Source organism: Micromonospora sp. RB23 (assembly GCF_053585025.1).
In genome coordinates, this window is sequence record NZ_CM132111.1 from 2,385,369 (window position 1) to 2,398,570 (window position 13,202).

The window sequence follows — 13,202 nt, forward strand, 5'->3', positions numbered from 1 at the left end:
GGTACGCGCCGGCGCGAGGTCACACCACTGTGGAAGGCGCCGGGCGCCCGGGCGTCACGCGCCCTTGACGGCCGGCACCCCGACGTCGCCCTCGCGCCGGCCGCGCACGGTTGCGCCGAGCGCGTTCAGACCGACGCCCCAGATCAGGAGTACGCACAGCCACTGCGCCCACCGCAGCACGCTCATCTCCCCGGAGAGCAGGTTGCGCACGCTGCCGAACGGCGTGAGCCACGGCTGCGCCGGGCGCAGCGCGTCCACGGCCCCCAACAGCCCGAACAGGCCCAACGGAAGAACGATCGTGGCGAGGAACGCGACCACCCGCGAGCGCAGCAGCAGACCCAGCCCGGTGCCGACCAGGCCGGCGACCACCTGCACCAGCACCCCGCCCACCGCGACCGTGCCGACGTGCCGCCACGGGTCGGCCGCCCCGTCGGCCGGACTCAGGGCGAGGGTCGCGGCGCAGATCACCACACCGGCCACCCCGATCACGACGGCCGGCAGCAGCACCCCGAGCACCGTCGGCACGACACCGGCGGGCGTCCGGCGCAGATCGTGCGCCAGCAGGATGCCGAACAGGGGCGTCGCCACCGACATCAGGCTCTGGACCACGCCCGACAGGTCGACGAACGTCCGATCGGCGGGCGCCGCCGCGACGAGCGCAACGGCGCTGAGCAGCCCCGCCAGGAGGGTGCCCGCGAGCAGCCAGCGCCGGGCACGCGTACCGAGGGAACGCCGTAGGGAGTCGCGCGTCGTCTCGTCCACCACGACCGCCTCCCCGCGTCCGTCGTCCCCCAAGTGAGGAATCGTACCGGCGTGGGTATCTCTGCGTGGTCCCGTGCTCACCGTGCGGCTGTTCGGTGGCTCACGTTCGCCGAGTCGAGCACGGCGGGTCGCGTAGGTCCTCCGGGAGTTGTCTCAGTCTCGGGCTAGGCTCGCTGCGGCGCGCGCCGGCCGACCGACAGTTGGGACGCCGCACCACACCGCCGAGACCGGGGAGTACGACCAGTTGACCGCAGAGCCTGACACCCTGTACGGGGCCGATGACCTCACCCACCTCGAGGGGCTGGACGCCGTTCGCAAGCGGCCCGGCATGTACATCGGTTCCACCGACAGCCGTGGCGTGGGTCACCTCGTCAACGAGATCCTCGACAACTCGACCGACGAGGGCGTCGCCGGCCACGCCAGCCACGTCGAGGTGATCCTGCACCCCGACGGCTCGGTCCAGGTCGACGACGACGGCCGGGGCATCCCCACCGACGTGCACGCCAAGTCCGGCATCTCCGGCGTCGAGCTGGTGCTGACCCGCCTGCACGCGGGCGGCAAGTTCGGCGGCTCCGGCTACAAGACCTCCGGCGGCCTGCACGGCGTGGGCGCCTCCGCCGTCAACGCGCTGTCGCGTCGGTTCGACGTCACCGTCCGCCGGGGCGGCAAGGTCCACTCGATGTCCTTCCGGCACGGCGTACCCGGGATCTTCGACGGCGACGGGCCGGACGCGCCCTTCACCGCCGGTCCGGGCCTCCAGGTCACCGGGGCGATGAAGCGCGGCCAGCGCACCGGCACCTCCATCCGCTGGTGGCACGACGCCCGCTACTTCGAGACCGGCGCGGCGCTCGACGTCGACGCCGTCCGGATGAAGCTGCGCAACACCGCGTTCCTGGTCCCCGGCGTGACCTACCTGCTGCGTGACCTGACCGGTGCGGCGCCCGCCGAGGAGCGGTTCCACTATCCCAACGGGCTCAGCGACATGGTCGAGTTCCTCGCGCCGGCCGGCGACCGGCCCGTCTCCGGCATCCTGCTGGTCAACGGCGAGGGGACGTACCGGGAGAACGCCGCCGACGCCAACGGCGTCATGCAGTCCAACGTGCAGCGCCGCGCCGAGGTCGAGGTGGCGTTCCGCTGGGGCACCGGCTACGAGCGCACCGTCGAGTGCTTCACCAACACCATCCGCAACGCCCACGGCGGCACCCACCGCAAGGGCTTCGAACGCGCGCTGGTGCGCACCCTCGCCGACGCCGTCCGCAACACCCGCGGCCTGCTCAAGGCCAAGGAGGAGCCGCCCACCCTGGACGACGTCCTGGAGGGGATGACCGCCGTGGTGCACGTGCGGATTCCCGAGCCGCAGTTCACCTCGCAGACCAAGGACGAGCTGTCCACCACCGGCATCACCAAGGTCATCCAGAGTCTGGTGGACGCGCACGTCAAGTCCTGGCTGGAGGACCGGCGCACCAAGGCCGAGGCGCGCGTCGTCCTCCAGAAGATCGTCGATGCGGCACGGGTGCGGCTCACGCAGAAGCAGCAGAAGGACGCCGCCCGGCGCAAGACCGCCCTGGAGGGCGCGTCCATGCCGCCGAAGCTGGTCGACTGCCGCGCGACGGGCATCGACCGCAGTGAGCTGTTCATCGTGGAGGGCGACAGCGCCCTCGGCACGAGCCGCATGGCCCGCTCCTCGGAGTACCAGGCGTTGCTGCCGATCCGGGGCAAGATCCTCAACGTGCAGAAGGCCAACCTCCAGCAGGTTCTGGACAATGCCGAGTGCGCGGCCATCGTCCAGGTGCTCGGGGCGGGCTCGGGGCGGACGTTCGACCTCTCCGCGCTGCGCTACGGCCGCGTCCTGATCATGGCCGACGCCGACGTGGACGGCGCGCACATCCGTACGCTGCTGATCACCCTCTTCGCCCGCTACATGCGACCGCTGATCGAGGCCGGTCGGCTCTACGCCGCGATGCCGCCCCTCCACAAGATCACCACCAAGGGGCGGAACCCGCAGACCGTCTACACCTACACCCAGGCCGAGATGGAGACGACGGTCCGCAAGCTGGAGAAGGCCGGCAAGCAGATCGTCACGCCCATCCCACGCTTCAAGGGCCTCGGTGAGATGGACGCCGACGAGTTGTGGGACACCACGATGAACCCGGCCACCCGCGCCGTCCGCCGGATCACCCTCGACGACGTGGACGCCGCCGAACGCATCCTCGAACTGCTGATGGGCGAGAAGGTCGAGCCGCGCCGCAACTGGCTGATCGACTCCGCCGACCGGGTCGACCGTGAGGCGATCGACGCATGAGCCGACGTCCCATTCGAGTGGAGAGCTGAGTCATGGCACGCCGCAAGGAAAACAAGGTCGACCTCTCCTCGTTCGACCAGGCCGGCGCGCGGGTCTTCGACAATCCGCTGGTCACCGAGGTCTCGGACTCCTACCTGGAGTACGCCTTCTCGGTCATCCACTCCCGCGCCCTGCCCGACGCGCGCGACGGCCTCAAGCCCGTGCACCGGCGCATCCTCTGGTCGATGTACGAGCAGGGCTACCGCCCGGATCGCGGCCACGTGAAGTCTGCCCGCGTGGTCGGCGACGTGATGGGTAAGTACCACCCGCACGGCGACACGGCGATCTACGACGCCATGGTCCGCCTCGCGCAGGACTTCTCGCTCAACGTGCCCCTCATCGACGGGCACGGCAACTTCGGCTCCCCGGACGACGGCCCGGCCGCCGCGCGTTACACCGAAGCCCGGATGTCCCGCGAGGCCATGCTGCTCGTCGGTGAGCTGGGCGAGGACACGGTCGACGTCGAGCCCAACTACGACGGGTCGTTGACGCAGCCGACCGTGCTGCCGGCGGCCTTCCCCAACCTGCTGGTCAACGGCGCGTCCGGGATCGCGGTCGGGATGGCCACCAACATGATCCCGCACAACCTCGCCGAGGTCGTCTCGGCGGCCCGCTGGCTGATCAACCACCCGGACGCCACGCTGGACAAGCTCATGGAGTTCGTCCCCGGGCCCGACCTGCCCACCGGCGGCGTGCTGCTCGGCCTCGACGAGGTGCGCCGCGCGTACGAGACGGGTCGCGGCGTGGTGCGGATGCGCGGCAAGGTGGAGATCGGCCCGATCGAGGGCAGCCGGGGCCGCCAGGCGATCACCGTCGTCGAGTTGCCGTACGGCGTCGGCGCGGAGAAGGTCATCGCGGCGATCACCAACGAGGTCACCAAGACCAAGCGGCTGACCGGCATCGCCGACGTCAAGGACCTCACCGACCGGGAGAGCGGCACCCGCCTGGTCATCGAGTGCAAGGTGGGGGTCAACCCGCAGGCGCTGCTCGCCGACCTGTACCGGTTGACCCCGTTGGAGCAGTCCTTCGGCGTCAACAACCTCGTGCTGGTCGACGGTCAGCCCCGTACCCTCGGGTTGAAGGCCCTTCTGGAGGTCTTCCTCGCCCACCGGTACGAGGTGGTCACCCGGCGCAGCTCCTACCGTCGCCGCAAGCGTGAGGAGCGGCTGCACCTGGTCGACGGTCTGCTGATCGCGCTGCTCGACATCGACCGGGTGGTCCGTCTGATCCGGGGCAGCGACGACGCGCAGGCGGCCAAGGACGGGCTGATGAGCCAGTTCGGCCTCTCCGACATCCAGGCCACCTACATCCTGGACACGCCGCTGCGCCGCCTGACCAAGTACGACCGGATCGAGCTGGAGGCCGAGCAGGAGCGGCTGCGCGCCGAGATCGCCGAGCTGTCCACGATCCTCGACGACGAGCGGGTGCTCAAGAAGCTGGTCTCCGACGAGCTGGCGGCCGTGGTCAAGCAGTTCGGCACCGAACGGCGTACGACGCTCGTCGACGGTGACCTGAAGGAGGTGTTGGCGGCGTCCGCGCCGGCCGGCCCGCTGGAGGTCGCCGACGATCCGTGCCAGGTGATCCTCTCCGCGACCGGGCTGGTCGCCCGGACCGCGGCCGAGTCGGAGGAGAGCGCCGAGGGGCGTCGGCGCAACGGCCGGGTCAAGCACGACACGGTACGCGCGACCGTGCACTCCACGGCCCGCGGCCGGGTGCTGCTGGTCACCAGCGCGGGTCGCGCCTTCAAGATCGACGTACTGCCGCTGCCGGTGCTACCCGAGCAGGCCGGCACGGTGTCGTTGCGTGGCGGCATGTCCGCCGCCGAGTTGGTGCCGCTGGAGGCGGGGGAGACCGTTGTCGGTCTGGCTCCGCTGGGCGGCGCGGCCGACGCCTCGCCCGGGTTGGCGCTGGGTACGCGGCAGGGCGTGGTCAAGATCTGCGCCCCGGAGTGGCCGGTGCGCTCCGACGAGTTCGAGGTGATCGGCCTGCGGGACGGTGACGAGGTGGTCGGGGCGACCTGGCTGACCGACGGCACCGAGACGCTGACGTTCGTGACCTCGGAGGCGTCGTTGCTGCGCTTCGCGGCTTCGGTGGTCCGCCCGCAGGGCCTCAAGGGCGGTGGCATGGCCGGTATCAACCTGCCGGCCGGGGCGCGGGTGGTCTTCTTCGGCGCGGTACGCACCGACGATCCCGGTCACGGCGAGCCGATGGTGGTCACCTCCACGGGCGCGACGGTCAAGGTCACGCCGTTCCAGGCGTACCCGCCGAAGGGCCGCGCGACCGGCGGCGTGCGTGCCCACCGCTTCCTCAAGGGTGAGACGGACGTCGCCGTGGCCTGGGTGGGACCGCGCCCGGTCGGCGCGACCGCGACCGGCGAGCCGGTCGAACTGCCGGCGGCGGATCCCCGCCGCGACGGCAGCGGCTTCGCGGTGATGCTCGGCCCAACGGTCATCGGCCACCTGATCGAACGCGACTAGACCCCGACCCCGGGCCCCGGTGGACCGGTTCTCCCCGGTGATCAAGAGGTTTGCGTCATGGCTCCCGGCGTGGCGTGACGCAAGCCTCTTGATCACGCGGGCAGGGGGAGGGGGTCAGGCGACGTTGATCGGGCGGAACTGGACGCTCACCCTCGGGCCCACCGGGCGGGTGGTCTTGGGGATGGCGTGTTCCCAGGTGCGCTGGCAGGAGCCGCCCATGACGATCAGGTCGCCGTGGCCGACGGGGAAGCGCAGGCTGTCGCCGCCGCCGCGAGGGCGCAGCAGCAGCGGTCGGGGGGAGCCGAACGACACGATCGCGACCATGGTGTCGCTGTGCGCGGAGCGGCCGATGGTGTCGCCGTGCCAGGCGACGCTGTCGCGGCCGGAGCGGTAGAGGCACATGCCGGCGGTGACGAAGGGTTCGCCCAGCTCGGGCGCGTAGTGCCGGGTCAGCGCCGTGCGCGCGGCCGTGAGCACGGGGTGCGGCAGTCGCCGGTCGCCGTCGTACCAGCAGAGCAGGCGGGGCACGTCGACCTCGCTGTCGTACATGGTGCGGCGCTCCGCGCGCCAGGGCACCTCGGCGAGCAGGGTGTCGAGGACCGCGTCCGAGCCGGTCACCCAGCCGGGGAGGTGGTCGACCCAGGCGCCCCGACTCAGCTGGTGCCGCTGGATCGGGCCGGGCAGTGGCCCCAGGGTCGGCTCCGCGTCGGTCAGGTCGAGCATCGACGGCTGGTAAACGGCCTCCATGCAGCCCACCCTAGCAGCGTTTTCGTACACCCGTGCGAGTGCGTGTCCGGGCGTCGGGAGCCCCCACCCCAGAACGCGTCGATCTTGCAGTCTCGGTTGTCGACATCAAGGGATCTGCCCGATACGCCGCCACAGTAAGTGCAAGATCGCGAGGGCGGGGGGTCAGGGTTTGGCGGGGGCTGGATGGGCGGCTTCCAGTACCGCGTCGACGACTCGGGCGCGGCCCTGGCCGTCCACGGCGGCCCAGGCCCGCGCGGCCAGCGCCGCGCGGCGTCGCGGCGAGCTGAGAAGCCCGTTCAGGGTTCGCGCCGCCGTCGCGCGGGCGGCCCGCCCGGGCATGCCGGCGGCGGTCAGTTCCGGCAGTTCGCCGAGGCCGGCGGCCAGGCCGTGGCGCACCACCCGGTGGTACGACTCGCGCTGGTTGTCGACCACGCAGACCAGCGCCGAGGGCGCGCCGAGGCAGCACAGCTCCCAGGTGGAGGTGCCGGCGGCGCTGACGACGAGGTCCGCTCCGGTGATCAGGGCGGGCAGCGAGCCGGTGGGCGGGACGGGACGGACGACCTGCCCCCGCCCGGGGTTGATCGCCTCCAGCTCGGCCTCGATCTCGGGTCGCCCGACGACGACCGTGAGGTCCATCGGGTGGCCGGTGGCCAGCAGCACCCGGGTCAGCACCGGTGCCGCGCCGACCGCGTCGGTGCCGCCGAAGAAGGCCAGCACCCGGGGCCTGCCGACCGTCGTGGCCGGCCGGGGCGTGGCCGGACGGGCGGTCACGACCGAGTCGCGCAGCAGGGCGTACCCGCTGCCGGCGAGCAGCCGGCCGGGCGGCGCCGGATGCTGCGCCCCGAAGTTCTGGTCGAGGTAGAGGTCGGCGTCCTGGCCCCGGCTGTCCCCGTCGATCACGGCGAGGGTGAAGATGCCGGCCGCGCGCAGGGCGCCGGCGGCGGCCGGGTCCAGTTCGTACGAGTCGAGGACCACCACGTCGAGGTTGTGTCGTCGGGCCGCCTCGACCAGCGCGCCCGGTGACTCCGGACCGGGGTGCAGCTCGATGCCGCGGGTCGCCAGTTCGGCGCTGGCCCAGCCGACGCGCTCGACCGTGCCGAACACCGCGACGTGGGCGCCCCGGGCCAGGAACTCCTCGGCGAGGGCCAGGCAGCGGACGAGGTGCCCGACGCCGCGCAGCGGCCCGGCGTCGCAGCGCAGACCGACCCGTAGCGTGCTCAGGACTCCTCCAGCCGCTTCTGGCGTACGTCGGCGTTGAGTGCGCGCAGCCGGGGTTGCCCGTCGAGCCAGTCGGCGAGCTTGGCCAGTGGGACGCTGACGTCGCCGAAGTGGTCGGTGACGGCGCTGACCAGCGCCCAGTCCTGCTCGGTGTCGAGGGTCAGCCGCAGCCCCGAACGGTCCGGGGTGAGGGTCACCCCGAGCACCCGGAACAGTTCCGGATGGGTGTACGCGTACGAGGTCACGTGCACCCGGTGGTGGCCGGTGGCGAGCCGGTCCAGGGTACGCAGGGCCTGGGCGCGGATGATCTCGACGTCCAGCCCTCGGGGCAGGGTGCGCGCGATCGACGTGCTCGCGTAGTCCAACCCGGGTACGGCCCGGTACACCGAGGCCACCAGTGTGATGATCTCCGGGTCGAGCAGCGGGCAGTCGGCGGTGAACCGCATGACCGCGTCGCCCGGGTGTGCGGCGAGCGCGCCCACGAACCGGCCCAGCACGTCGTCGACCGGGCCGCGATGGCACGGCACGTCGAGCCGCCGGCACTCGTCGACCACCGCGTCGTCGACCGCGTCGGTGCTCGTGGCGACCACCAGGTCGGCGAGGACGCCACTGTCGCGGGCGGCGCGGACGACGCGGCCGAGCACGGACCGTCCGGCGAGCGGGCGCAGCACCTTGCCGGGCAGCCGGGACGAGCCCATCCGGGCCTGCACGATCCCCACGATCCGTGGCGTGACGGTCGGGCCCGGGTCAGGCCGGCCCGCCGTCACGGAAGCGTCGCCGTCGCCGGTCACTGCTGCTCCTCCTGCTGCTGGACGAGCTGCTTCGGCGCGAGCGCCGCACGGGCACGTCGCTTCGCGGCACGCGCGCCCCGCTTGGCGAGCCGGGCGGGGGTGATGGCGAGCCGGCCGACGCGGTAGCTGATGGACCCGCTGAGCAGGCCGATCTTCGCTTCGGCCCGGCGCAGTGCCCGCTCCCGGGAGGTGAGCAGTTCGTCGGTCCACCGGGTCAGGGCCGCGAGCCGGCTGATCTCCTCGCGTTGGCGCAGCCACGCCTCGCGCAACTGCTGGTAGCTGTGCGCCCCGACCGGTGGGTCGGTCGGTTCGACCGCCTGGAGTTCGGTGGCGAGGGCCGTGCGGTGCTCGGCGGCCAGGCCGTGCAGGCTGGCCGTGATCGCCGCTTCGGCCTGGACCGCCTCGGCCACCGTCGCCCGGTCCAGGTCGTGGCCGGCCAATCCGCCGAGGACGACGGTGAGGCCGGCGACGTCGAGGGTGGACGACCACGGGTGGGCGTACCCGCCGGTGAGCAGGACCGCCGCGAAGCGCCACAGCCCGCGGGCCAGCACCACGTCGCCGGGCAGCCGGTCGGTGGCCCGCCAGCTCGGGTCGAGCACCGCGAAGCGGTCCCCGTCGAGAACCATGTTGTCGGCGCTGGCCAGCGCGGCGGAGCCGGCGAGCCGTCCGTCGGCGTCGGCCTGGTCGGCGAGCCAGCCCGCGTACCCGTGCAGCAGCGCGCGGAGCGTGGCCAGGTCGCGGCGCAGCGCGGCGTCGAGCAGCAGGGTGTGCAGCAGCCGCCCGGACGGCACCGGCCCGCTCAGGGCGCCGGGGTCCCGGTACGCGGCCTCGCGGCTGGCGAACGGCCCGTTCGGCACGGCCGTCCCGGCGGTCGCGACGTGCCCCCACCGCCAGCCGGACGGGCCGTCGCGCACCTCCAGCACACCGATCCCGGGCTGGCCGGACGACCCCGTCTGCACCAGCGCCACCGGCAGGTCCCCGTCGGTGGGGGAGTCCGCGGGCCCGCCCGGCCGGTGGGCCAGCATCAGCCACGCCGGCGCCAAGTCGGCCGCGCGCCCGGCGTGCAGGGCGTCCACCGCCAGCCGGGCCGGGTCCTGGAGAACCGTCGCGGGGGCGAACGCGCCCGCGCAGGCGCCGTGCAGCACCGCGTCGAACAGCCCCCGGTCCGCGCCGCGGTCGAGCTGGTCGGCGTCGAGCAGCGCCGTCGCCGTCGCGCCACCGGGGTACGCGGCCCAGCAGGCGCTCGGGCGGAGCCCGCTCTCGGCGAGCCGCTGCCGGAGCTGGTCCCGGTTGGCGGGGTGCGCCGCGTCGAGCACGCCGCCGATGACCCAGGCGGAGTCGTCACGGGCCGCGTACCAGGGGCTGGTGGCGACCAGCCGGTGCAGCCCGAGCGGGTTGTCCAGACGCAGCAGCAGCGCGCCGCCGGGGCGTACCGCCGCGACCAGCCGGGCCAGCACGCCGTCCCAGCCCAGCCGGGCGCCCTCCACCGACTCGATCGGGTCCAGGCCGGCGGCGGCGATCACCACGTCGTACGTCTCGTCGCCGGCCAGGCCGGCGGGGCCGCCGACGATCACGCGGGCGGCCCGCTGGGCCAGCGCCACGGCGTCCGGGTGACTGCGCAGCAGGCAGGTCACCTCGGCGTGGGCGAGCCGGTCGAGCAGCGCCGGATCGTGCGGGCCGGCCAGCAGGACGCGGGCGCCGGGCGGCACGATGCGGGCGGCCAGCGCGGCGAGCGGACCTCCGTCGGCCAACCGCTCCGTCGGCAGGTCGGACCAGGCCAGCATCTCACCGCCGGGCAGGGTGATCCGGCCGGCGGGTGCGGTCTCAGTCGTCACTGTCGTCCTCTTCTTCCCCAAGGTTCGCCCAGCCCAGCAGCTCACGCAGCTCGGCAGGGGTGCAGCGGTGGTCGACGCCCAGCTCCGCGCGGGCGATCGAGACGGCGGTGGGCAGGTCGACCTTCGTGCCGTGCAGCTCCGGCCACTGCCGACGGATGCGGGCGGTGCCGCCGAAGGTCGGGTCCTCGTTGGACAGGATCATCGGGTCGCCGTAGACCGCCGGTTCGCAGCCGGCCGCGATGCCGTAGAAGATCGCGCTGGTCAGCCGGTTGGATGCTACCCGGCGGTGCCGGCGCAGCTCGGTCAGTTGCTTGTCGAGGAACTCCGGGTCGGTGTCCTTCCACCAGTGCCCCCGGTAGCCGTGGCAGATCACCCGGAACCCGGCGCGCTCGTAGAGGCGCCGGACGTGCCGCATGCCGTACTCGTGCCAGTAGAGGCAGACCGTCACCGGACCGGGCTCGGTGTCGCGGATGCGGGCGATCAGCTCCCGGTGGTCGCCCTTGACGTGCTGGCCCTCCCAGCCGTGGAACGGGTACCAGATGGTGCCCTCCCGCTCCTGCTCCGGCGGGTCGTCCGGGCGCATGGCCAGCAGGTAGATGAACGGGGCGCCGATCACGACGACGTTGCGCCGCCCCACCGACCAGGCTCGGCGGCGGGTCTGCTCGGACCAGAGCAGGCTCGGCGTCCGGTCGGCGTACGGGTGACCCGGCGCCAGGCCGTCGCCGATGTTCCAGCCGTGCTGCACGTACCCGTTGATCCGTGGCGGATGCCGGTCCCCGAGACCGGCGTAACGGGCCAGCACGTGGGCGTGGCCGTAGAAGTGGTTCGCGTGGTGCATCAGCTTCCCATCAGGCGGCGGAACGCACCGAGCTGCCCCGCAGGATCGCGGTCAGCGCGTCGATGACGCGGTCCTGGTCGGCGTCGCTGAGTCCGGGGTACAGGGGCAGCGAGAGCTGCTGTGCGTAGAACGACTCGGCCACCGGGCACGACCCGCGCCGGTAACCCAGATCGGCGAAGGCGGGGTGCCAGTGCACGGGGAGGTAGTTGACCTGTACGCCGATCCCGGCGGCGCGCATCCGGTCGTACACCTCACGGCGGCGGCCGTCGAGCACCCGGATCGGGTAGAGGTGCCAGGCCGGGTCGGCCCAGGGCTTGCGGACCGGCAGCCGTACGCCGTCCAGGTCGGCCAGCGCCTCGTCGTAGCGGGCCACAAGCGCGGCCCGGCGGGCGGTGAAGGCGGCGAGCCGGCGCAGTTGACTGCGGCCCAGGGCGCAGAGCACGTCCGGGAGGCGGTAGTTCAGCCCGAACTCGTGCACCTCCTGGTGCCAGCCGCCCTCGTCCGGGTGGCGCAGGTCGTCGCGCTCGCGGACCATGCCGACGCCACGGAACCGCCGGGCCCGCTTCAGGATCTCCGGGTCGAGCGCGGCGACCGCGCCCCCCTCGGCGGTGGTCATGTTCTTCGTGGGGAAGAACGAGAACGTGGTCAGGTCGGCGAGCGAACCCACCGGGCGACCGCGGTACGTCCCCCCGATCGAGTGTGCCGCGTCGGCGAGCAGCAACGCGTCGCTGCCGGCCAGCGACGCGCGCAACGCGTCGTAGTCGGCGGGGTGGCCGGCGTAGTCGACAGCGGAAACCACTGTGGTACGCGAGGTGACCGCCGCCGCGGCGGCGGCCGGGTCCAGGCAGAACGTCTCGTCCTCGACGTCGGCGAACACGATCGTCGCGCCGAGCGCGACGGCGCTGCTGGCGGTCGCCACGAACGTCATCGGCGGCACCACCACCTCGTCGCCCGGCCCGACCCCGGCTGCCGCGTACGCGACGTGCAGCGCCGCCGTGCCGTTGGAGACCGCCGCGACCTGTGCCCCGCCGGTCCACCGCGCGAGGTCGGCCTCGAACGCGTCGACCTGCGGCCCGGTGGTGAGCCAGTCGCCGCGCAGCACGTCGGCGACGGCCGCGATGTCGTCCTCGGAGATCGACTGCCGCCCGTACGGGAGCATCGCTGTCATGCGGTCAGGCCGAGCATCTCGCGTAGCTGCTCGACGGTGAGCCACTCGTCGTTGGTGTCCGACTGGTAGGCGAAGCCGTCCGGCACGGGCTCGCAGTCGACCGGCGGCTGGTAGCCCCAGCCGGCGATGGTCGGCTGGACGATGTAACGGTCGGTGGCGCGCAGCGTTCGCCGGCTGTCGTCCGGGGCGATCATCTCCTCGTGCAGCTTCTCGCCGGGCCGGATGCCGATCTCGTGGGTGGTGGCGTCGGGGGCGACGGCCTCGACCAGGTCGAGGATGCGCATGCTGGGAATCCGTGGCACGAACAGCTCGCCACCCTGCATCTGGTCGAACGAGTCCATGACGAACTGCACGGCCTGCTCAAGGGTGATCCAGAAGCGGGTCATCCGCTTGTCGGTGATCGGCAGGCTCTTACCCTCGGCGGCCAGTCGGTGGAACAGCGGCACGACCGAACCACGGCTGCCGACCACATTGCCGTAACGCACGACGGCGAACCGGGTCGGGTGGTGCGCGGCGTAGTGGTTGGCCGAGACGAACAGCTTGTCGCCGACCAGTTTGGTGGCGCCGTACAGGTTGATCGGGCTGGACGCCTTGTCGGTCGAGAGCGCGATGACCTTCTTGACGCCGGCCTCGATCGCGGCGTCGACCACGTGCTGGGAGCCGGTGATGTTGGTGGCGATGAACTCCGACGGGTTGTACTCCGCGGTGTCCACCTGCTTCAGGGCAGCGGCGTGCACCACGTGGTCCACGCCGTGCATCGCGCGCGTGAGGCGGTGCCGGTCCCGGATGTCGCCGATGAACCAGCGCAGGCGCGGGTCGTCGCCGAGCTGCTGGCGCAACTCGTACTGCTTGAGTTCGTCGCGGGAGAAGACCACCACCCGGGCGGGGTCGGCCTCGGTGAGGATGTGCCCGAGGAAGGTCCTGCCGAAGGAACCTGTTCCCCCGGTGATCAGAATGGACGATCCATTCAACTCACTCAATTTGGTGCTCCCGTGATCGTGGATGAACCGGCGGCCCTCGGCCGG

The 13,202-nt window shown here is 72.6% G+C and carries 10 protein-coding genes; 2 read left to right on the forward strand and 8 right to left on the reverse strand.

All coding sequences use genetic code 11. The features are described 5' to 3' along the window. Positions 1 to 54: 54 nt before the first annotated feature. Positions 55 to 795, reverse strand: coding sequence for a hypothetical protein (locus ACTFTM_RS10960; RefSeq protein ID WP_449565689.1), 741 nt, complete (start codon positions 793 to 795; stop codon positions 55 to 57). 211 nt (positions 796 to 1,006) lie between these two features. Between ACTFTM_RS10960 and ACTFTM_RS10965 the strand changes: the two genes are divergently transcribed. Next, positions 1,007 to 3,064 carry a DNA gyrase/topoisomerase IV subunit B gene (locus ACTFTM_RS10965; RefSeq protein ID WP_449565690.1) on the forward strand — a complete coding sequence of 686 codons (2,058 nt, stop codon included), beginning with the start codon at positions 1,007 to 1,009 and terminating at the stop codon, positions 3,062 to 3,064. A 32-nt stretch (positions 3,065 to 3,096) separates the two neighbouring features. Continuing rightward, complete coding sequence (locus tag ACTFTM_RS10970; RefSeq protein WP_449565691.1) at positions 3,097 to 5,580, forward strand: DNA gyrase/topoisomerase IV subunit A; 2,484 nt, start codon at positions 3,097 to 3,099, stop codon at positions 5,578 to 5,580. A 114-nt stretch (positions 5,581 to 5,694) separates the two neighbouring features. Here ACTFTM_RS10970 and ACTFTM_RS10975 read toward each other — a convergent pair whose 3' ends face one another. The 7 genes from ACTFTM_RS10975 to pseB form a co-directional block, all read right to left on the reverse strand. Next, entirely contained in the window at positions 5,695 to 6,327 is a 633-nt protein-coding gene (locus ACTFTM_RS10975) for an alpha-ketoglutarate-dependent dioxygenase AlkB (RefSeq protein WP_449565692.1), read from the reverse strand. A 162-nt stretch (positions 6,328 to 6,489) separates the two neighbouring features. Then, positions 6,490 to 7,431: a spore coat protein gene (locus tag ACTFTM_RS10980; RefSeq protein ID WP_449565693.1), complete on the reverse strand. Its 942-nt coding sequence runs from the start codon at positions 7,429 to 7,431 to the stop codon at positions 6,490 to 6,492. A 113-nt stretch (positions 7,432 to 7,544) separates the two neighbouring features. Continuing rightward, a complete protein-coding gene (locus ACTFTM_RS10985; RefSeq protein WP_449566603.1) occupies positions 7,545 to 8,267 on the reverse strand; it encodes a cytidylyltransferase domain-containing protein in 723 nt (240 codons plus the stop codon). A 65-nt stretch (positions 8,268 to 8,332) separates the two neighbouring features. After that, positions 8,333 to 10,171, reverse strand: a complete 1,839-nt coding sequence (locus ACTFTM_RS10990) for a class I SAM-dependent methyltransferase (RefSeq protein ID WP_449565694.1) — start codon at positions 10,169 to 10,171, stop codon at positions 8,333 to 8,335. Further along, a complete protein-coding gene (locus ACTFTM_RS10995) occupies positions 10,161 to 11,009 on the reverse strand; it encodes a hypothetical protein (protein ID WP_449565695.1) in 849 nt (282 codons plus the stop codon). Before ACTFTM_RS10995 ends, ACTFTM_RS10990 begins: the two co-directional genes overlap by 11 nt. Before the next feature lie 10 nt (positions 11,010 to 11,019). Continuing rightward, a complete protein-coding gene (locus ACTFTM_RS11000) occupies positions 11,020 to 12,177 on the reverse strand; it encodes a DegT/DnrJ/EryC1/StrS family aminotransferase (protein WP_449565696.1) in 1,158 nt (385 codons plus the stop codon). Further along, positions 12,174 to 13,157: a UDP-N-acetylglucosamine 4,6-dehydratase (inverting) gene (gene pseB / locus ACTFTM_RS11005; protein ID WP_449565697.1), complete on the reverse strand. Its 984-nt coding sequence runs from the start codon at positions 13,155 to 13,157 to the stop codon at positions 12,174 to 12,176. The genes ACTFTM_RS11000 and pseB overlap by 4 nt, the downstream gene beginning before the upstream one ends. Between the last annotated feature and the right edge of the window lie 45 nt (positions 13,158 to 13,202).

Excerpts from the sequence above, each read along its gene's own strand:
- ACTFTM_RS10970 (WP_449565691.1), top strand. The coding sequence starts at position 3,097 with ATGGCACGCCGCAAGGAAAACAAGGTCGACCTCTCCTCGTTCGACCAG.
- ACTFTM_RS10975 (WP_449565692.1), bottom strand. The coding sequence starts at position 6,327 with ATGGAGGCCGTTTACCAGCCGTCGATGCTCGACCTGACCGACGCGGAG.
- ACTFTM_RS10995 (WP_449565695.1), bottom strand. The coding sequence starts at position 11,009 with ATGCACCACGCGAACCACTTCTACGGCCACGCCCACGTGCTGGCCCGT.
- ACTFTM_RS11000 (WP_449565696.1), bottom strand. The coding sequence starts at position 12,177 with ATGACAGCGATGCTCCCGTACGGGCGGCAGTCGATCTCCGAGGACGAC.